The 19,315-nt window shown below is 47.6% G+C and carries 17 protein-coding genes; 5 read left to right on the top strand and 12 right to left on the bottom strand.

The window, feature by feature from the left end:
• Nucleotides 1-176: 176 nt before the first annotated feature.
• From ahpF to ACF8CV_RS09540, 3 genes are all read right to left on the bottom strand, one after another.
• Nucleotides 177-1,745 carry an alkyl hydroperoxide reductase subunit F gene (gene ahpF, locus ACF8CV_RS09550; protein WP_208871058.1) on the bottom strand — a complete coding sequence of 523 codons (1,569 nt, stop codon included), beginning with the start codon at nt 1,743-1,745 and terminating at the stop codon, nt 177-179.
• A 157-nt stretch (nt 1,746-1,902) separates the two neighbouring features.
• On the bottom strand, nt 1,903-2,460 hold the full coding sequence (ahpC, locus tag ACF8CV_RS09545) for an alkyl hydroperoxide reductase subunit C (protein ID WP_005395542.1): 558 nt from the start codon (nt 2,458-2,460) through the stop codon (nt 1,903-1,905).
• 273 nt (nt 2,461-2,733) lie between these two features.
• Complete coding sequence (locus ACF8CV_RS09540; protein WP_193273804.1) at nt 2,734-3,192, bottom strand: MarR family winged helix-turn-helix transcriptional regulator; 459 nt, start codon at nt 3,190-3,192, stop codon at nt 2,734-2,736.
• A gap of 125 nt (nt 3,193-3,317) precedes the next feature.
• Here ACF8CV_RS09540 and ACF8CV_RS09535 point away from each other — a divergent pair, with 125 nt between their 5' ends.
• A complete protein-coding gene (locus tag ACF8CV_RS09535) occupies nt 3,318-3,740 on the top strand; it encodes an organic hydroperoxide resistance protein (protein WP_015313691.1) in 423 nt (140 codons plus the stop codon).
• 77 nt (nt 3,741-3,817) lie between these two features.
• On the opposite strand, the gene ACF8CV_RS09530 is transcribed toward ACF8CV_RS09535, so the two are convergent.
• From ACF8CV_RS09530 to ACF8CV_RS09500, 7 genes are all read right to left on the bottom strand, one after another.
• Nucleotides 3,818-4,915: a YdcF family protein gene (locus tag ACF8CV_RS09530; RefSeq protein ID WP_208871059.1), complete on the bottom strand. Its 1,098-nt coding sequence runs from the start codon at nt 4,913-4,915 to the stop codon at nt 3,818-3,820.
• A gap of 276 nt (nt 4,916-5,191) precedes the next feature.
• Nucleotides 5,192-5,437 carry a DUF3297 family protein gene (locus tag ACF8CV_RS09525; protein ID WP_005460424.1) on the bottom strand — a complete coding sequence of 82 codons (246 nt, stop codon included), beginning with the start codon at nt 5,435-5,437 and terminating at the stop codon, nt 5,192-5,194.
• A 70-nt stretch (nt 5,438-5,507) separates the two neighbouring features.
• Nucleotides 5,508-6,347: an arabinose operon transcriptional regulator AraC gene (araC, locus tag ACF8CV_RS09520; RefSeq protein WP_015313689.1), complete on the bottom strand. Its 840-nt coding sequence runs from the start codon at nt 6,345-6,347 to the stop codon at nt 5,508-5,510.
• Nucleotides 6,348-6,403: 56 nt separating this feature from the next.
• Nucleotides 6,404-6,922 carry a hypothetical protein gene (locus tag ACF8CV_RS09515; RefSeq protein WP_005500066.1) on the bottom strand — a complete coding sequence of 173 codons (519 nt, stop codon included), beginning with the start codon at nt 6,920-6,922 and terminating at the stop codon, nt 6,404-6,406.
• Between the two features lie 46 nt (nt 6,923-6,968).
• A complete protein-coding gene (araA, locus tag ACF8CV_RS09510; protein WP_024700877.1) occupies nt 6,969-8,462 on the bottom strand; it encodes an L-arabinose isomerase in 1,494 nt (497 codons plus the stop codon).
• 9 nt (nt 8,463-8,471) lie between these two features.
• A complete protein-coding gene (locus ACF8CV_RS09505) occupies nt 8,472-9,212 on the bottom strand; it encodes an L-ribulose-5-phosphate 4-epimerase (RefSeq protein ID WP_015313687.1) in 741 nt (246 codons plus the stop codon).
• Nucleotides 9,205-10,908 (bottom strand): ribulokinase, encoded by a 1,704-nt coding sequence (locus ACF8CV_RS09500; protein WP_005460432.1) that lies wholly within the window; start codon nt 10,906-10,908, stop codon nt 9,205-9,207. Before ACF8CV_RS09500 ends, ACF8CV_RS09505 begins: the two co-directional genes overlap by 8 nt.
• A gap of 371 nt (nt 10,909-11,279) precedes the next feature.
• Between ACF8CV_RS09500 and ACF8CV_RS09495 the strand changes: the two genes are divergently transcribed.
• From ACF8CV_RS09495 to araH, 3 genes are read left to right on the top strand one after another with little or no spacing between them, the layout of a single operon-like run.
• A complete protein-coding gene (locus ACF8CV_RS09495; protein ID WP_021822101.1) occupies nt 11,280-12,281 on the top strand; it encodes an arabinose ABC transporter substrate-binding protein in 1,002 nt (333 codons plus the stop codon).
• Nucleotides 12,282-12,337: 56 nt separating this feature from the next.
• Entirely contained in the window at nt 12,338-13,852 is a 1,515-nt protein-coding gene (gene araG, locus ACF8CV_RS09490) for an L-arabinose ABC transporter ATP-binding protein AraG (RefSeq protein WP_005460653.1), read from the top strand.
• 14 nt (nt 13,853-13,866) lie between these two features.
• Entirely contained in the window at nt 13,867-14,856 is a 990-nt protein-coding gene (gene araH, locus ACF8CV_RS09485) for an L-arabinose ABC transporter permease AraH (RefSeq protein WP_005477508.1), read from the top strand.
• A gap of 93 nt (nt 14,857-14,949) precedes the next feature.
• Here the strand turns inward: araH and ACF8CV_RS09480 are convergent, their stop codons facing one another.
• Nucleotides 14,950-16,941: a U32 family peptidase gene (locus ACF8CV_RS09480; RefSeq protein ID WP_208871060.1), complete on the bottom strand. Its 1,992-nt coding sequence runs from the start codon at nt 16,939-16,941 to the stop codon at nt 14,950-14,952.
• Nucleotides 16,942-17,168: 227 nt separating this feature from the next.
• Here ACF8CV_RS09480 and ACF8CV_RS09475 point away from each other — a divergent pair, with 227 nt between their 5' ends.
• On the top strand, nt 17,169-17,615 hold the full coding sequence (locus ACF8CV_RS09475) for a DUF302 domain-containing protein (RefSeq protein ID WP_005383492.1): 447 nt from the start codon (nt 17,169-17,171) through the stop codon (nt 17,613-17,615).
• A gap of 94 nt (nt 17,616-17,709) precedes the next feature.
• Here the strand turns inward: ACF8CV_RS09475 and ptsG are convergent, their stop codons facing one another.
• Nucleotides 17,710-19,152 carry a glucose-specific PTS transporter subunit IIBC gene (ptsG, locus tag ACF8CV_RS09470; RefSeq protein ID WP_017447155.1) on the bottom strand — a complete coding sequence of 481 codons (1,443 nt, stop codon included), beginning with the start codon at nt 19,150-19,152 and terminating at the stop codon, nt 17,710-17,712.
• Between the last annotated feature and the right edge of the window lie 163 nt (nt 19,153-19,315).

Here is a 19,315-nt window from a genome sequence, read left to right as displayed (position 1 = left end):
TGCATGCAACCCTCCCCAAAGCCAAAAAAGCCAGCAGTTAGTACCTGCTGGCAAAGTCTTTGGGCTTCTAGGATTTTTGCTTTTCTTTCTTGCCACTCCGTTCTACACGTTGCCCCGATTGGTTTTCAGGGGAAGAAAACACAGCACCGTGCGCTTTGTGCTCAAGAAATTGGAGATTAACCTTGCTTACGGATTAGGTAGTCAAACGCGCCTAAGCTTGCTTTTGCACCTTCACCCATCGCAATGATGATCTGTTTGTAAGGAACCGTCGTTGCGTCACCCGCTGCGAAGACACCTTCTAGGCTGGTTTCACCACGGCTACCAACTTCAATTTCGCCGCGCTCAGAAAGCGCTACTTCTGAATCTTTTAGCCATTCTGTGTTTGGTACTAGACCGATTTGGACAAAGATACCTGACAGTTCAATTTCTTTGATTTCATCTGTGTTACGGTCTTTGTACTTCAAGCTTGTTACGCGAGTACCGTCACCCACTACTTCTGTGGTTTGCGCCATCGTGATGATGTCGATGTTTGGTAGAGAGTTCGCTTTGTCGATAAGCACTTGGTCTGCGCGAAGTACGTCTGCAAATTCAAGAACGGTTACGTGCTCAACAATACCTGCTAGGTCGATAGCCGCTTCGATACCTGAGTTACCGCCACCGATAACCGCGGTTTTCTTGCCTTTGAACAACGGGCCGTCACAGTGTGGGCAGTACGCGACGCCTTTGTTACGGTACTCTTGCTCACCCGGAACGTTCATTTCACGCCAGCGTGCACCAGGGCTTAGGATGACACTCTTACTTTTCAGCGTTGCGCCGCTTTCAAGTTGGATATGAATCAAGCCATCATCTGTGTGTGCTGCGCCCATCAGTTTTTGCGCTTGTTGCTCAGTCACGACGTCTACGTCATATTCTTTTAGGTGCTCTGCTAGGTCAGTCGCCAGTTTTGGACCTTCAGTACGCTTTACCGAGATAAAGTTCTCGATTGCCATAGTGTCCATCACCTGACCACCGAAGCGTTTAGCGACAACGCCAGTGCGAATACCTTTACGCGCTGCGTATAGTGCTGCTGCACTACCACCAGGGCCGCCGCCGACAACTAGCACGTCGTATGGGTCTTTTTCGCTCAGTGCTTTGGCTGCTTTCTCGCTCGCACCGTCATCCACTTTGTTTAGGATTTCAGTTAGAGACATACGGCCTTGACCGAATAGCTCTCCGTTTACGAATACGCTTGGTACTGCCATGATGTCGCGTTGTTTCACTTCATCTTGGAATAGTGCACCGTCGATCATGGTTGCTTTCACTTTCGGGTTGATCGCCGCCATCATGTTGAACGCTTGTACAACGTCTGGACAGTTTTGGCACGACAGTGAAATGAACACTTCAACATCCAATTCTTTATCTAGTGCTGCGATTTGTTCAATCACTTCCGGCTCTAGTTTGATTGGGTGACCACCAGAGTGCAGCAATGCCAATACCAGAGAGGTAAATTCGTGACCCATTGGTAGACCAGCAAAGCGAAGTGCTGTGCCTTTTACAGGATTGGTCACCGTCATCACTGGTTTACGTGCGCTTGCGTTGTCGTCACGTTCAACGTTGATAAAGTCGCTCATCTCTGCGATTTGGTTCGCCAGAGACAGAATGTCATTCGATGCTTTGCTTTCATCTAGACTAACCACTAGACGAACGTCTTCTTTTACATTAGCCAGATATTGTTTGAGTTGTTGTTGGATCGCTTGGTCTAACATAGTTGTTGTTACCTTAAATAAACAAAAGAGTGGTTACTCTGGATAAAATCAGTAGGGAGAGAGCAAACCAGGCAGAAGGTCGTCAAGGTATCTAATCTGGAATGCTCTCTAAGTTAAGCGTCAATTAGCATGTCAAATTGAGCTTAAATTCAGTGGCTTAGATTTTGCCTACTAGGTCTAGAGAAGGAGCTAGCGTTTCTTCGCCTTCTTTCCATTTTGCTGGGCAAACTTCGCCTGGGTGCGCTGCTACGTACTGAGCTGCTTTCACTTTGCGTAGTAGGTCTTCTGCGTCACGACCGATACCTTCAGCAGTGATTTCCATTGCCTGGATAGTACCTTCTGGGTCGATTAGGAACGTTGCACGGTCTGCAAGGCCTTGACCTTCACGCATCACACCGAAGTTGTTTGTGATGTTGCCTGTTTGGTCGCCAAGCATGTAGTACTGGATCTTGCCGATTGTTTCTGAGCTATCGTGCCAAGCTTTGTGAGTGAAGTGTGTGTCTGTTGATACTGAGTACACTTCAACGCCGCGTTTTTGTAGCTCTTCGTAGTGGTCTGCTAGGTCACCTAGTTCTGTCGGACATACGAATGTGAAGTCTGCTGGGTAGAAGAAGAATACAGCCCATTTGCCTAGAACATCTTGTTCTGTTACTTCAACGAATTCGCCGTTTTTGTATGCTGTAGCTGCAAATGGTTTGATCTTTGTATTAATCATTTTTTACTTTCCTCAGAATGTTTTAGGGTGAGCAGTTCTTGCTTTCGGAAAGTATATTCGCATCGGATTGTGTTTAAGGAAAATTGCTTATAACTATCCTATTGATAGACAAATCCTATTTTCGCTAATAGGGAAATCCGATTATAGACGCGAGAATTTGATAGGTTTTATTGAAGAATGGCAATAGAAAGAGTGTCTGAAAGCAATGAGATCAATAAAGCCTGCAATGGCAGGCTTTTAGCTATTGAGAAGAGTTTATAAAGGGCTTGGTGGTTAACTTAGCTTATCGAGCACTTTCTCGCAGAGCGTTTTTAGCGTCATCAATTCTTCTAGATCCAACGTGAACTTACAGGCAATGGCATCAGGGACGGATTTCGCCTGAGCTTTAAGTGCTCTGCCTGCTTCGGTAAGGTTCAATACGCGTACGCGCTCGTCGGTTTCACTTCTTCCTCTGCTCACAAAGCCTTTTGCTTCTAAGCGTTTTAGCAACGGGGTGAGCGTTCCTGAATCGAGGTGAAGCTGTGATCCCAGCTGTTTTACGCTCGTGCCATCTTTTTCCCACAATACCATCATTACCAAGTACTGCGAGTAGGTGAGATCAAGTGCGTCCAACAACGGTCGGTACGCGCGAATCACAGCGTTCGCAGCGCTGTATAGCGGAAAGCAGACTTGATTCTCTAGTAACAACTTTTCGTCTGCATTCAATGTACTTGGGGAGTAACACTGGCTCATGGGCTTAATCTCGATAAAGGCGATAAAAATAAATTGTGCACAATATAATTGCAAACTATCGTCGTTTCGATGTAAGGTTGTAAGCAATTGAATTGTGCGCAACTTAAATTAAAGAGGATATTCGCATGACAACATTATACAAAACTCAAGCTACTGCTCTGGCTGGCCGCAATGGTCAAGTAAAAACCAACGATGGTCTGCTGGATCTTGAACTTGCTTATCCAAAAGAGATGGGTGGTACAGGCGCAGCAACTAACCCAGAACAACTGTTTGCAGCGGGTTACTCGGCTTGTTTCTCTAACGCGATTTTGCACGTTGCGCGTGAAGCAAAAGTAGCGCTAAAGAGCGCACCTGTGACAGCTGAAGTAGGCATTGGCCCGAATGAAAACGGTGGCTTTGCGTTGACCGTTAGCCTCGCGGCAGAGTTAGACCTACCACAAGAACAAGCACTAGAGCTGACGCGCATTGCCCACCAAGTCTGCCCATACTCAAATGCCGTTCGTGGCAACATTGACGTCGCAGTTACAGTAAATGGTGAAGCGATCTGATCGCTTTAGACACTGTTTTAATGCAAGAAAGCCTGCGAACGTGCAGGCTTTTTTCGATTTGAATGGGGCGATAAGGGTTAACGTGACTCCAACGGGTAAGAGCGATAACTCCACATACCGTAAGTACGCAGCGCATCGCGGTAAATGCCAAGTAGTTCGCTCTCGCTGGCTTTCGCTAAGTCTTTGAGGGGTTTGTCTGGGTAACTTACGGTGTCGAAAGTGATGCCCTGCGGGCCAGTTTGCCAACTAGCGATTTCAAACAAGGTTTGACCACGACGCACGTGACTTGCCGAGCTGATAATGGTCGCGTGTTTGATGTTGTGGCGCGCCAAGGCGTAGCTGCTGAACAGGGCATTGCCTACCGTGCTGGTGGCGTAGTTTTCTTCGATGATGCGGTCTTTACTGACTCCTTTTTCAATCAACCAGTCCGCCATCAATTTACCTTCGGTTTTGTGGTTCTTTGGTACGCCGCCCGTCAAAATAATTATCGCATCTGGGTTCGCTTTCGCCATTGCTAACGTGGTTTGTAGACGTTCGACTAAGATTTGATGCATCGAACCATCGGGATTGAGCGCATAACCCAAGGTAACAATCGCCCCTTTGTTGTCCAGTTTGCCTTTATCGGCTTTCTCTTTCAGCGGCGTTGCCAAAACGCGATCTACTGTGTCGAAAATGCGGTTGATGTCTGCTGCTTTGCCGGCATTCAGTTTGGCCAGCGTTGCCATGTGTTGGTCTGATTCGGTTTGATTGCCTTTAAAGCGCTGCCACACCGCAAGATAAGCGTGTAAATCTGCATCGTCCGGCGCCACCGACAAGGCTTGTTCGAACAGTTCAATTGCTCGATCGACGTTCTTGTTGTAAATCTGCGCATTTGCCGCAGAAATGAGTAGGTCGGTGCGGTATGGCTCAAGTTGGTAAGCTTCTAGCAATCGGTCGGTAACTATCTCCATATTGCTCGGCATTTTCGCGGTAAAACCAGCGTGAGAGATACGCGCCGGCGATTTAAAGGCTTCCACGGCGTCATTCAAAAGTTGGTCGACAACTTGACGTTTGGTCACCAGTTGCGAGTAGTCTGCGGAAGATTGGATTGTAGAATCGTTGGCGGCCAGTGAATAAGGGGCTGCTGTCAGCGCAATTACGCTGCCAAGGGCGATAGCCAGGAGGTTCTTCTTCATGGGTGAATCCTAGTTTTGTTATTTTTCGAATTAGAAAGGTGGATTTTTTCAGTCTAGGTTTGGCTCATGAATAAACTGTGAAACGAATCTCAAAGCTGCCGAGCCAAGCGACCTTTATCGCCAAAACACGAAGTAGGATCACGAAAATGGTTTACTAATTATTTGTCATGTAACTGTTTGGTTTAAAAGATAAACAGTGCGAATGCAACAAAACGTAGGCATTAAAAAAGCCCGAGTAAGACTCGAGCTTTTTAGATTCGACTGAACGAGAGTTGCTTACACGTAGTACGCTTCAACTTCGCCTTTCAGTTTGATCAGCATTGGGTTACCGAAACGGTCTTTTGCTTTAGGAGACGCAATTTTTACCCAACCTTCACTCACGCAGTATTCTTCTACGTCAGTGCGCTCTTTACCGTTGAAACGGATACCGATTTGGTGCTCAAAACATTCTTTGATGAAGAATGGGCTGCGTGGGTTACCTGCTAGGCGATCTGGTAGAGCTGGTTTTGCTGTATCTGTCATGTTTGTGACCTAAATTCCGTAAAAAAGTGCGCTATTGTAGTCAGTGCACAGTGAGTGTTCAAGATAACCTTCAACTAATCTGCTCTCGATACAACTTGGGGCTTGCGCCGGCTTTACGTTTGAATACGCGAGAAAAGTAGAGTGGGTCGGTATAACCAACGATACGACCAATGTGATTGACCGAATAGTTGGTTGTGACCAACAATTGTTTCGCTCGGCTAATACGTTGGTCGTCACGCCATTGAGTAATGGTCATGCCAACTTCATCTCGAAATAGATGCCCTAAGCGTGAGGCGGACAGGCAGGTGAAATCAGCGATGTCTTCTAGTGTGAAATTTTGATTCAGGTTCTGCGTCATGTAGTTCATCGCTTCAATAACACGAGGATCTAACGGCTTGCTCACCACATCAGGTTGAATGGTTTTACAACGAATCAGTAGTTGTTCCAGTAAGTTAATCGCGAGATCATCTCGATAAGGCATGTCTGATTTGGAAATGTACTCAATGTCGATGAATAGGCGTTCAATCTGAGAAATCGTGCTGTTATCCAATCCTTGAGTCAGATACACACCATTTCGTTGTTCATGCCAACACAACCAGTCATTCCAAAAAGCACGAGGACGAAAATAGACCCAGCGGTGAAACCATGATGCGTTGTCTTTTTTACGATGGTAGAAGTGCGTTGCGCTTGGTGGAAATAGCAATAAATCCCCGGTTTTGACATCAAAAGCATCATCACCATGAAATATCGTTCCTTCACCTTGGCTCGTGATGTTGATGATGAACCCTTTCATCCCGTTCGGACGATCAATCACAAAATCGAGCTCGTCGCCTTCGATAATGGGGGTAAGCCCAGCCACAAGGTGTGCGTCAAAGTTGTAGCCGGGTTTTAAAGGGTCGTTGTTTTGCATATTTCAACTAATTTACTTTTTCATCAGTCTATTCTGGAGCGGAAAAACTGTCGTCGTTATTCCTCACAGTTTTCTAGAACGATCCATTGTTTGGCAGAAAAGGCTTCTCGGAAAAAGTCCGTCTTAGCGGTTTTCGATAAGAAGTCACTTGGTAATCCATCTCTTTGGTGCTGCCACTTCGCACTTCGCGCTTGCTCGTTGTCTTCGACAGGTGAATCGACAACTTGTTTGATGGTATGACGGATATCAAGGCGAGTTGGAACCGTGTTTCTCGCCAAATACTCGATCACGAGAGCATCATCAGCAAAGTAGTAGTTCATATTGATGGATAAGGTTTCTGAATGGTGCAGTTGACACCATTGTTCGAGCTTTTCTGGCTTGTGCCTAAAGCGCCAATCAGCATCGTGAACGGCAATGAGTTGTCCGTTGTTTAATACTTCCATGGTGCCGATAAAGTGCGTTTTACCATCCCGCTGTAGCTCGAAACTCGCTGGTTGCTCAGTGGAAAGGTTGAGCGTCCAGCGAGTTTTTTCCAGTTGAAAAGTGGGCACGGTTTCTACGTCTGTATCATTCACTAATTGACTCCAAAGTGCTCCCTAAGCGGGAGCACATTTGTGTGGTTTAACCGAGACGGTAATACACTCCGTTGTTACGCAATTCTTGTTTGAACTGGCGTAAGTTGGTGCTGTTGTCAATCACAACCATTTCGATGCCAAGGATTTCAGCGTAGTCGGCAAGCATCGGCAATGTGACAGCTTGGCTGTACACTGCGTGATGTGCGCCGCCAGCGTGAATCCACGCAGCTGCTGCGATATTTAAGTTGGGCTGAGGTTCCCAAAGCGCGTGAGCTACAGGCAAATGTGGCAGTGACTGTGGTGGTGTGACGGTATCAATCACGTTGACGATCATTCTAAAGCGATCGCCAAGATCAATAATCGACACGTTTAACGCTTCGCCAGATTGGCCGCTGAAAATTAAGCGTGGAATATCGCAACGGCAGCCAATGGTATGACGATGAACTTCCAATCTTGGTTTTGCCGCCGCGATAGTTGGACAAACTTCTAGCATGTGAGCGCCTAACACTTGCCCTTTTTCGCCGAAGTTGTAGGTATAGTCTTCCATAAAAGATGTACCGCCCGGTTTGCCTTGCCCCATGACTTTCATGATGTGCGTCATCGCTGCGGTTTTCCAATCACCCTCTCCGCCGTAACCAAAACCTTTAGCCATTAAGCGCTGTGTTGCTAGTCCTGGTAAATTTGTTAAGCCAGTTAGGTTTTCAAACGTGTTGGTGAACGCGCCTGCTCCAACAGATTTGAGGAAAGATTCCATCCCAAGCTCTAAACGTGCCTCTTGCGCCATCAGCTTTTTCAAATCAGAGTCGTTGAACAAGTCTGGAGACATCTCATACATGCATGCGTATTCATCCAGCTGGTGATTTACATCCGCATCTGATATCGAGTTGACTACGTCACTGAGCTCACCAAGACCGTACGCATTCACTTCATATCCAAACTGGATTTGCGCAGAGACTTTGTTGCCTTCCGTGACCGCGACTTGGCGCATGTTGTCGCCAAAGCGGGCGACTTTCAGGTGCTGACCTGCATTCACACCAATAGCGGCGCGACACCAATCGTCGATATCTCTATGCACTTGCGGTTCTTGCCAGTGTCCGACTACGACTTTACGTTCAATATTCAGACGGGTGCCAATGAAGCCAAACTCTCGGCAACCGTGCGCACTTTGGTTGAGGTTCATGAAATCCATGTCGATTTCATCCCATGGTAGCGCCGCGTTGAACTGGGTGTGAAGGTGTAAAAATGGCTTATTTAGCTGGGTTAGGCCGGCAATCCACATCTTGGCTGGAGAGAAAGTGTGCATCCACAGCATCAAGCCGATACAGTCAGGATCGTTATTGGCTGCGCGGCATACTGCGAGAATTTCATCCGGTGTTTTTACCGTGCCTTTGTTAGCAATAGAAACTGAAATGTCATCAGACGAATTTAATCCTGCAATGATTTCTTCGCTGTTTTGCGCAACGCTTTCCAATACTTGTGGGCCGTAAAGATGCTGAGAGCCTGTTACAAACCATACTTGTTTGTCGTTGAAAATCTTCATCATGTTTCCTTATTTTTTGCTTTGACCGTAGTAGGCGTTCGCGCCGTGCTTACGTAAATAATGTTTGTCGAGAAGCGAAGGGTTAAGAGTGTCTACCTCGGCATTGATTTGCAGTGTTTGCAAAGCCATGCCAGCGACAACTTCAACCACTACGGCGTTGTGAACCGCTTGAGCAGGGCTTTTACCCCAAGTAAAAGGTGCGTGTTCTTTGACCAAAATTCCGGGAGACGCCATAACGTTTGAATCACCGATGGTTTCGACGATGACTTTGCCAGTGTTGAGCTCGTAGTTGTGTGCGATCTCTTCGTCGCTCAAGGCGCGAGTGCACGCAATTTGTCCGTAGAAATAATCCGCATGAGTTGTGCCCAACGCGGGAATGGCTCTGCCTGCTTGTGCCCATGCCGTTGCCTGAGGAGAGTGGGTGTGAACGATGCCGCCAATCTCCGGGAAATGGCGATAAAGCTCTAGATGCGTGGCTGTGTCGGAAGATGGGTTGAGTTTCCCTTCAACCACTTGGCCGTGCAGATCGACCACCACCATGTTTTCAGCATTCAGTTCGCAGTACTCAACGCCGCTAGGTTTGATAACAACCAACCCAGATTCTCTATCGATGCCTGACACATTGCCCCATGTGAACGTCACAAGGTTATGGCGTTGTAAATCCATATTGGCTTGCCAGACTTGGTGACGCAGCGTTTTGATTCGTTCGACTAATGAGTCGGCATCATTCCAGACGGTTTGTTCAGACATCTTCACGCTCCTGCGATTGGTGAAACTCCGCAATCTGCTCCATGTGTTGCCCAAGCTCGCGATACGTCGCGTAACGCTGTGCTCGCAATGTTTGCACTTTTGGTGTTGGTGAGTAGGTTTGACGAACAGGACTTGCCATCACGGCTTGTGCTGATTTGGTCGTCGGGTAAACGCCAGCTGCGACGGCTGCAAAAATCGCTGCCCCCAATGCGCAACATTGATCTGATTCGACCACGATGATGTCGCGACCAATCACATCGGCGCACATTTGCATCACGTAAGGGGATTTTTGCGCAATGCCACCAATGGCGATGACGCGTTCGACAGTGACATCTTGTTCTATAAAGCAATCGACGATCGCTTTTGCGCCATGCGCAGTGGATTCTACGAGTGCGGAGAAAATTGCAGGCGATGAGCTACCAAGGTTTAAGTCACAAATGGCACCTTTAAGACGCTGGTTTGCGTAAGGGGTTCGGCGGCCATTGAGCCAATCCATTGCAACCGGAGTATATTGGTCGATACCTTGCTGCTCGGCAGCTTGCGATAGCATCGGCAAAAGTTCTGAAGCAATTTCTTCGGCAGTTAAGGCAAAGTCTGGATTGTGTTCGGCATAAGCCTGTAGTGGCCACATTAAGACGTTTTTGAACCAGGCATACATGTCGCCAAAAGCGGACTGTCCGGCTTCAAGTGCTAGCAACTCGGGCATAGCACTGCCTTCGACTTGACCACAAATACCATGAATAGTGCGGTCACCAACGTTTTGTGATTCAACCATCAAAATGTCACAGGTAGAAGTGCCAATGACTTTAACTAAATCGTTGGCACCAGCACCGGCACCAACGGCACCCATGTGGCAATCAAACTCGCCGATTGCAATCGCGATGCCTTCTGGTAAGCCTAATTTTATTGCCCATGCTTTTGATAGGTACCCGGCCGCCTGATCGGAGGTAAAGACTTCTGTGAACATACGGTCACGAATACCGTCTAACGTCGGTGAAATTGCGCTTAAAAACGCTTGTTCAGGTAGTCCGCCCCAGCTTTCATGCCACATCGCTTTGTGTCCCGCAGCGCAGATGCCACGACGCAGTTTTTGTGGATGTTGAGTATCAGCCAAAATTGCTGGGATCCAATCACACAGCTCGACCCAGCTGAAAGCACGTTTTGCAACTTGTTCATCTTGTTCGCTGACCCAAGCTGCTTTTGCCCAAAACCACTCTGAAGAGTACACACCGCCGACGTAACGCGTGTAATCGGTGAATTTTCCCGAATGGGCGAGTTCATTAATTCGATCTGCTTTGGCTACGGATGTGTGATCTTTCCAGAGGACGAACATTGCATTTGGGTTGTGCTCAAACTCAGGAAGCAGCGCCAAAACAGTGCCGTTTTCATCTATTGGAGCTGGGGTTGAGCCTGTTGTGTCGACGCCTATGCCGACAACAGAATCGGCCAGAGTCTGTGGCACTGTTGCCAGTACCTCTTGGATAGCGCTGGTCATTGCATCCAAATAATCTTGCGGGTGATGTCTGAATTGCGATTGCGCAGGTTGGCAATAGAGCCCCTTCATCCATCGTGAGTAGTACACCACAGACGAGGAAACTTCCTGTCCTGTTTCGGCATTAACAATAAGCGCACGTACGGAGTCCGATCCGAAGTCCAAACCAATTACATGCTGCTGATGTGTATTTATTGTGTCCATGACAACTCCAACTTTTGGTCAGCAAACTAAATCTACTTGTTGTTATAGCCAGAGCAGATGGGTTATCCCATAAATAGGGTTGCTAAGTTTATGGACAAAAACGTCACTGGGTGTTTTTTGTGTCCTTTTTAACACCTTTATATATTGCTCAAAAATTAAGTGTTTTCGACCATGATTAACGTTTGCGTTGGGGTTTGAGCGATATTTGAAAGTTGCTAGTCGCACAATTGAGAGCTGCTTCATAGCCTCTGTAGCTAAATGAATGGACAAAATTGCTACATTTTTCCGCTGTGATTTTTATCACTAACAAATGGTCAAGGATGCACAAATATGTACAGCGAACACTCACCTCTACCAGTGGATGGATAACAATGAAATTAAAAAAACTACTCACAATCGCTGCCCTATCTGGCATGACAATGCTCAGTGCCTCTGCTAACGCTTTTTTTGGCTCCAATGACGATAACGTCAGACTTGGTTACCTCGTGAAGCAGCCGGAAGAGCCTTGGTTTCAAACCGAGTGGTCTTTTGCGGAAAAAGCAGCGAAGCAATACGATTTTGAATTGGTCAAGATGGCCGTGCCTGATGGTGAAAAAACGCTGAATGCCATTGATACGCTTGCTGCCAGCGGGGCGAAAGGTTTTGTCATTTGTACGCCAGATCCAAAGCTTGGCCCTGCGATTATGGCCAAAGCGAAAAGCTACGATTTGAAAGTTATTACCGTTGATGATCAGTTTCTAAACGCGAAAGGCGAACCGATGAAAGAGGTGCCTTTAGTGATGATGGCGGCGAGTGAAATTGGTTACCGTCAGGGCTCAGAGCTGTTTAAAGAGATGACGAATCGTGGATGGAATGCCGCTACAACAGGTGTTATGGCCATTACTGCTGACGAACTAGATACCGCTCGTCGCCGTGTGGATGGTTCTGTAAAAGCACTTGAAGATGCTGGCTTTCCTAAATCTCAAATCTACCGTGTTCCGACCAAAACGAATGACATCCCAGGTGCGTTAGATGCCGCTAACTCACTGTTGGTTCAATATCCAAAGGTTAAGCAATGGCTGATTGTTGGTATGAACGACAACACGGTTTTAGGTGGTGTACGCGCGACTGAAGGCCAAGGTTTTGCCGCTGAAAACGTGATTGGTATTGGTATTAATGGTGTCGATGCCGTGAATGAGTTGGCGAAGTCAAACGCTACGGGTTTCTTTGGCTCACTATTGCCAAGCCCTGACGTGCACGGCTTTAAGAGCATCGAATCACTTTACAAATGGGTGAAAGAAGATGTGCAGCCAGAGAAGTTTGTGGAAGTCACCGATGTTGTGCTGATCACTCGCGACAACTTCCGTGAAGAGCTACAGAAAAAAGGTCTTTAAGCCTATTTGCGGCGGTGCAATGACCGCCGCTCTTTCGGGAAACGGAGAGAATGATCATGATAAATTCCCCTTCTTACCTTGAGTTTTGCAACATATCGAAGCATTTCCCAGGAGTTAAGGCATTGAGCAACATTAGTTTTCGCGCCAACAAAGGCAGTATTCATGCGCTAATGGGTGAAAACGGTGCAGGTAAATCAACGTTGCTTAAAACTCTCAGTGGCTTACACCAACCTACTGAAGGCGAGTTGGTCGTCGATGGTAAAGCTTTGGTGTTCAACTCAGCGACTGATGCGCTTGAGCAAGGTATCGCCATTATTTACCAAGAGCTGAACTTGGTACCTGAGCTTAGTGTGGCAGAAAACATCTACCTAGGTCAGTTGCCAACAAAAGGTGGCAGTGTAGATGTGGAAACATTGAACGCTCGAGCGCGAGAACAGCTAAAACGTTTGGGGGAGGATTTTGATCCTTCTCGCCCACTTAAAGAGTTTTCTATCGGCCAGTGGCAAATGGTGGAAATTGCCAAAGCACTAAGCCGCAATGCTCAGATTATCGCGTTTGATGAACCAACCAGCAGTTTGTCTCAACGCGAGATTCAAAACTTATTCAAAGTTATTCGCGAATTGCGCGATGACGGAAAAATCATTTTGTACGTTTCCCATCGTATGGAAGAGATCTTCGATTTGTGCGATGCCATTACCATCTTCAAAGATGGGACACATGTACAAACATTTGACGACATGACCGACTTAACCCATGAAAAATTGGTTGAGCTGATGGTCGGTCGTGAAATCAACGATATCTACAACTACCGTTCGCGTTCTCTAGGCGAAAGTGGCCTACGCATTGAAAACCTTGAAGGCAAAGGGTTAACCCAACCAGTCTCACTCGATATTCGTCAAGGTGAAATTCTGGGTCTGTTTGGTTTAGTTGGGGCAGGGAGAACAGAACTAACCCGTCTCATTTTCGGCGCGGAAAAAGCGCAAGCCGGACAAATTTACATTCATGGGCAGCCCATCAGTGTCAGAAGTCCACAAGATGCGATTCGCGCAGGCATTACGTTATGCCCAGAAGACCGTAAAGCGGACGCTATCGTTCCTATTCTCTCGGTGGAAGAGAACACCAACATCAGTGCTCGTCCATGGAATTTGAAATTGGGCGGTTTGATCGATTTCAAATGGGAAAGAGACAACGCAGAGCAGCAACGTAAGGCTTTGAACGTTAAAACCGCCTCATTACAACAGGCTATAGGGCAGTTGTCTGGTGGTAACCAACAAAAAGTGATTCTAGGTCGCTGGCTCTCCACCGATATGAGTGTGATTTTGTTGGACGAGCCAACACGAGGCATTGACGTTGGTGCGAAATCAGAGATCTACGAACTGATTTTCAATCTTGCTGAGCGCGGTGTCACTGTGCTGGTGGTGTCGAGTGATTTGCCAGAAGTTCTTGGTATATCCGATCGCGTAATGGTGATGAAAGAAGGTGCGGTAACAGGTGAACTACAGCGCCATGAGTTTAAAGAACAAACTGCTTTGAGTTTAGCCATGCTAGGCAACAACCAAGCTGCTGCATAATAAAGGAATATCCTATGTCTGTAACAAGCTCTACGAAAATACTAGAACAACAGGACGCGAAGCGTTCATGGAATTTTGCTGGGATTTGGGACCGATTCGGCATGCTGATGGTGTTCGCTGGTCTGTTTTTATTGTGTGCTTTCTTTGTGCCTTACTTCGCGACGTTCATCAATATGAAAGGTCTGGGTTTGGCGATCTCTATGAGTGGCATGGTGGCGTGTGCCATGCTGTTTTGCTTGGCGTGTGGTGATCTGGATTTGTCGGTCGCGTCCATCATTGCTTGCTCAGGTGTGGTTACCGCCGTCGCGATCAACGCAACTAGCAGCGTGGTACTTGGTGTGGGCGCAGGTCTGCTTTCTGGCGTTGCCTTTGGCCTGTTAAACGGTTTTGTCATTGCTAAGTTGCAAATCAACGCACTGATCACCACTTTGGCGACCATGCAGATAGCACGAGGCTTGGGCTACATCATCTCAGATGGTAAAGCGGTGGGCATCACAGAAGAGAGCTTCTTTGCACTGGGTAACTCATCATTTATTGGTATCCCAACGCCTATTTGGTTGACGATCATTACCTTTGGAGTTTTTGCTTTCTTGCTGAATCGCACTGTTTATGGTCGTAACACGCTCGCGATTGGGGGCAACGAAGAAGCGGCTCGCTTAGCGGGTGTGAATGTAGTGAAAACTAAGATGATTATCTTCACCGTGTCTGGTTTTATCTCGGCATTGGCGGGGGTTATTTTGGCGGCGCGTATGACCAGTGGTCAGCCTATGACGTCAGTGGGCTTTGAATTGGTGGTTATCTCTGCCTGTGTCCTTGGTGGTGTGTCGCTAAAAGGTGGCATCGGTAAAGTCTCTTACGTGATTGCTGGCGTGCTGATTTTGGGTACAGTCGAAAATGCAATGAACCTTCTTAACATGTCACCATTCGCGCAATACGTCGTGCGCGGTGCAATATTACTTGCTGCTGTTATTTTTGACCGCTACAAACAAACCAGCCGCGCATAATGCTCTTTCTACTTGGTATCACTTCAAAGTGAACACAAGCCCAAAACAGCCATGATTTCATGGCTGTTTTGGGTTTAACTCTCGAATAAGACCCTACAACCCCTTCAAATACTGCGCGTTTGCTGTTGGTTGAATCATGGCATTCAGCGTTTGGATGGCTTGTTCACTGTGATCTTCAAGTAGAGCTAAGAACGCGTCAATCAACTCAGGTTTGCTTGCTGAGACTTTCGTTTCGGTCTGGATATCACGCAGATCGATCAACACATCGGTAAACAATTGCGGCAGATCGTGCAGCACTTGCAGGTTTAAGACGTTGTGCTCGCTGTAGATTGAATTGTGGCTGCCTTTCTGTTTTTGCACCACGTAAGGATTGTCTTTTAAGTTGATGATAGACGTGCGTTTATCACAGCGTTTCAAACAACCTTTGTTGACCTTCACCTTACGGCATCCTTCGGTTTGTTGGAACAAACATTGGCGGCTCGTGAGTAGGGTATTTGGATGATAAATGCTGTAGAAGCTGCGCATGTTTTGCGGACGCTTGATATGGCGCATCTGCTTCATATTCAGCTCGTTAGAAACAAACGCGCCACTTGCCGCGAACTCGTATTGAAGGCATTTAAACGCGTATGAGTTCACCGTGTTCATTTGTGGGCCTGCCACCCAGCCTAAGCCGAGCTCTTTTGCGATCATGCCGACGCCTGAGTTGTTGGTGATCAACAATTCAGGTTGGATTGTGTCCAAAAATACACGAGCGGCGTGGTAGTCTTCGCCAATCAAAATGGCAGGGAACCAAGGTTTGAGCATTGGGTTGGCTTGGAACAATTCAATCATCGCGCTCAGTTCACCAGACAGTCCCATTGGCAATTGATAGTAAACATCAATGTCGTGGTATTCGCACAGCATGGCTTCTTGTGCTGACGAGATCAGAACCGATAGTTTTGGCGCTCCTTGGCGAGGTTCTGGTTGAGGTAACGCTGGCAGAGTTGGCACATCAATCGACCCTTTCAAGCTGCTGCCGGATACTTGTGTCGAAGTGACATCGAACGACTTGGTTTGCTCTGCCACTTTCTCAATGATCGCGGTTTTGTCGTCGTAGAGTTTCTTTTTCACCGCTTGCACATCATCAGCAGACTGGCATTGATAAACCTTCGAAAAATGCTTTACAGCGTGGTCGCACGGGTTGTCGATGTACATCGCCTTGCCGAAATCACCTTGCAAAAATGCGTTGGAGAAATCGCGGTTGAACACCGTGTATAACTCGGTGGTGTCTTCAGAGAGTTCCAAACCTTCGCACAAGCGATCGATTTGCTGACGCCAATTGTCGACCACGGTATAGACGTAGTGCGATTTCTTGATTCGTCCTTCCACTTTTAATGAATACACGCCAGCATCGGCAAGCGCTTCCAAGTCCCCAAAGGCGGAATTGTCTTTCATATTGAGTGGGTAGTTGTTGCCCGTTTTGGTCGTTTCGTACTGTTCGCGACAAGGTTGGCTGCAGCGTCCACGGTTACCTGATGCGCCATTGCGAGCGGAACTGATGTAGCAAATTCCGGAGAATCCAATGCAGTATGAGCCGTGGACAAACACTTCCATCATTACGTTGTGCTCGCGACCAAATTGCGCCAGATGTTTTATTTCATCGATGTTAAGTTCGCGAGATAAGTTTACTCGGCTTACGGTGAGCTGGTTGAGAAAGAGGATCTGGCCTTCGTTATGCGTGTTTAGTTGCGTTGAAGCGTGCACATCCAAATCGGGAAAGTGATGTTTGAGAATGTAGGCCAGACCGAGATCTTGCACGATCACGCCATCGATTTTGGTGGTGTTCAGTTGGCTGAGTAAGCGAACAATCGCTGGAATTTCACTTTCTAAAATCAGCACATTCAACGTTAGGAAAATCTTACAGCTGTGCTGATGGGCCAACGTTAACACGCCATTTAAGTTATCTAAGGTGAGGTTGGTCGCTCGGTTACGAGCATTGAAGCGGTCGAGCCCACAGTAAATTGCATCGGCGCCAGCGGCAATGGCGGCTTTGATGGAATCTAAATCACCACCGGGTGCTAATAACTCAAATTGATCGCGTGTCACTACTTTTCTCTTTCTTACTAAAATAGGCTGCAAATGTTACGTATTTCACGCTTTTGATGCTCGGCTAGTTAATGCTTTATTAATCTGAATCAATTAATCCGTGTTACACGGTCGACTCTTGAGTGGGTAGAGTGCAATTCGCGATAGCGGAATCTGACTTCTATAGTTTTCCTACACTTGGTTTTTCTATATCTAGTTTTCGACTCAGAGAGAGGAAGGGACGACAAATGAAAAAAGTAATCATCGGGTTGGTCGTGGCGTTGACGTCATTGAGTGCGTTGGCTGGGGAGGGGGTGGTAACCGTTGCGAGCACGCATTCAGCAAAAGATACGGCGGATAAATTTGTCGCTATCGCGCAAGAAAAAGGGTTGAACGTCTTTGCGCGCATTAACCATCAAGAGAATGCCACGAAAGTCGATATGACGTTGCGACCAACTGAAGTTATCGTGTTTGGGAACCCTAAAGTGGGCACGCCACTGATGATCTGTGCGCAGGAAGTGGCGCTCGATTTACCCCAAAAAGTGTTGGTGTATGAAGATGCTGAAGGCAAAACGTGGTTAGCTTATAACGATCCTATGTATTTGAAGCAGCGCCATCATATTGAAGGCTGTGATGAGGTATTGAATAAAATCAGCGGCGTGCTGGGCAATTTAACCAACGCGGCGGCGAAGTAGGGCTGGTTATTGGCTTCGCTTTTTTACTCCGAAAACGAAAAAGCCAACCTCGCTGGGAGGTTGGCAAATCTTACCTAGATTGGGGGAGGTAAGATCAGGAGGTGGCGAGTACGCTGTGCACTTCTGACTTAATTGAGTCAGACTGTGTGCCGAAAATCGCTTGTAAACTGTCGCCAATCACTAATACATCTCGCGCGCCAAGTGCTTTTAGCTTAGCAACATCAACGTTAGCAATGTCTTTCACCGATACGCGCAGACGAGTGATACACGCATCGACTGACTTGATATTGGCTTTGCCGCCCAATGCAGCGACTACATCCACCGCAATTTCATCAGGCTGTCCGGCAATCTTCACTTCTGCAATGTCGGTTTCACGACCCGGCGTTTTCAGATCCAACTTCACAATTAGGAAGCGGAACAAGCCATAGTACAGCGTCGCCCAGATTGGACCGATGATGATGAACATCCACGCGTTGCTCGACATTGGGTAGTAAAGGAAGAACTGGATCGCGCCGTGCGCAAAGTCAGTACTGTGTTTGATTTCCAAAAATGCGGTGATCGCAAACGCAATACCAGTTAGGAAAATATGGATTACGTACAGCACTGGCGCGACGAATAGGAAGGTAAATTCGATTGGCTCTGTGATACCAGTTAACCAAGAGGTCAACGCCGCAGACATCATCAAACCGCCGACGATTTTCTTACGCTCTGGAGACGCGCAGTGGTAAATCGCCAGTGCCGCTGCTGGTAGCGCCCACATGGAGTACATAAAGCCACCAGACAGATAACCTGCGGTTTTATCGCCCGCGAAGAAGCGAGTGAGCTCACCGGTAAACTCTTTGCCGGTTTCTGGGTCTACATAGCTGCCAACTTCAAAGAAGAACGGCGCATTCCAGATGTGGTGCAAACCAACCGGGAGTAAAGAACGTTCGCCTGCGCCGTAAACTGCCCACGCGAGTACAGGGTTTTGGTACGCTGCCCAATGAGAGAATGCATCAAGAAGTTGTCCGACAGGTGGCCATGCAAACGCGAGAATCGCACCAACGACGATCGCCGATAGACCGGTGACAATGGGCACAAATCGCTTACCCGCGAAGAAGCCCAAATATTCCGGCAGTTTGATGTTGTAGAAGCGGTTGTACATGATTGCCGCGACAGCACCGATAAAGATGCCGCCAAACACCCCGGTTTGCAGCGTCTCAACGCCCATGATGGTGGCGTCAGTTTCTAGGCCGCGCAGGCCAGTCACGATACCGAGCGATGCGTTCATAATAATTAGGCCAACTAAGCCTGCGAGCGCAGCGGCACCGTCATTGCCTTTTGATAACCCGAGCGCCACACCGACCGCAAACATCAACTGCATGTTGCCGAACACGCCTTCACCGGCGGCGAGCATCACTTTGTTGACCGCGTCTGGAATAAACGCAAAACCCGCGTTACCAATACCCAGCATCAAGCCAGCCACCGGTAACACCGCCACAGGCAGCATCAACGACCGCCCTATTTTTTGTAGTTGTCCAAATATACTTGCAAACATGGTTTCCTCCTGACGAATGCCAGTGTTATAGGACCTGATTCCTTCAGGTCATGTTGTTTCACGTAAGGTCAGGATGATCATAGCGAGCAAGGCGGCGCCTAAGGTTACAAAAGGCAATCAGTTTGTAAGTGGCCGCTTACAAATCTCTTACACCGAGAAGTGA

This window comes from Vibrio sp. zbq_1, from assembly GCF_043102935.1.
Taxonomy (GTDB): domain Bacteria; phylum Pseudomonadota; class Gammaproteobacteria; order Enterobacterales; family Vibrionaceae; genus Vibrio; species Vibrio parahaemolyticus.
This window is presented reverse-complemented; position numbering and strand designations above follow the sequence as displayed.

Coding starts and splice junctions, on each gene's coding strand:
- ACF8CV_RS09535 (WP_015313691.1), top strand. CDS start 3,318: ATGACAACATTATACAAAACTCAAGCTACTGCTCTGGCTGGCCGCAAT.
- ACF8CV_RS09475 (WP_005383492.1), top strand. CDS start 17,169: ATGAAAAAAGTAATCATCGGGTTGGTCGTGGCGTTGACGTCATTGAGT.
- ACF8CV_RS09505 (WP_015313687.1), bottom strand. CDS start 9,212: ATGTCTGAACAAACCGTCTGGAATGATGCCGACTCATTAGTCGAACGA.
- araG (WP_005460653.1), top strand. CDS start 12,338: ATGATAAATTCCCCTTCTTACCTTGAGTTTTGCAACATATCGAAGCAT.
- ACF8CV_RS09495 (WP_021822101.1), top strand. CDS start 11,280: ATGAAATTAAAAAAACTACTCACAATCGCTGCCCTATCTGGCATGACA.
- araA (WP_024700877.1), bottom strand. CDS start 8,462: ATGAAGATTTTCAACGACAAACAAGTATGGTTTGTAACAGGCTCTCAG.
- ahpF (WP_208871058.1), bottom strand. CDS start 1,745: ATGTTAGACCAAGCGATCCAACAACAACTCAAACAATATCTGGCTAAT.
- ACF8CV_RS09500 (WP_005460432.1), bottom strand. CDS start 10,908: ATGGACACAATAAATACACATCAGCAGCATGTAATTGGTTTGGACTTC.
- ahpC (WP_005395542.1), bottom strand. CDS start 2,460: ATGATTAATACAAAGATCAAACCATTTGCAGCTACAGCATACAAAAAC.
- ACF8CV_RS09540 (WP_193273804.1), bottom strand. CDS start 3,192: ATGAGCCAGTGTTACTCCCCAAGTACATTGAATGCAGACGAAAAGTTG.
- ACF8CV_RS09530 (WP_208871059.1), bottom strand. CDS start 4,915: ATGAAGAAGAACCTCCTGGCTATCGCCCTTGGCAGCGTAATTGCGCTG.
- ptsG (WP_017447155.1), bottom strand. CDS start 19,152: ATGTTTGCAAGTATATTTGGACAACTACAAAAAATAGGGCGGTCGTTG.
- ACF8CV_RS09525 (WP_005460424.1), bottom strand. CDS start 5,437: ATGACAGATACAGCAAAACCAGCTCTACCAGATCGCCTAGCAGGTAAC.
- araH (WP_005477508.1), top strand. CDS start 13,867: ATGTCTGTAACAAGCTCTACGAAAATACTAGAACAACAGGACGCGAAG.
- araC (WP_015313689.1), bottom strand. CDS start 6,347: ATGCAAAACAACGACCCTTTAAAACCCGGCTACAACTTTGACGCACAC.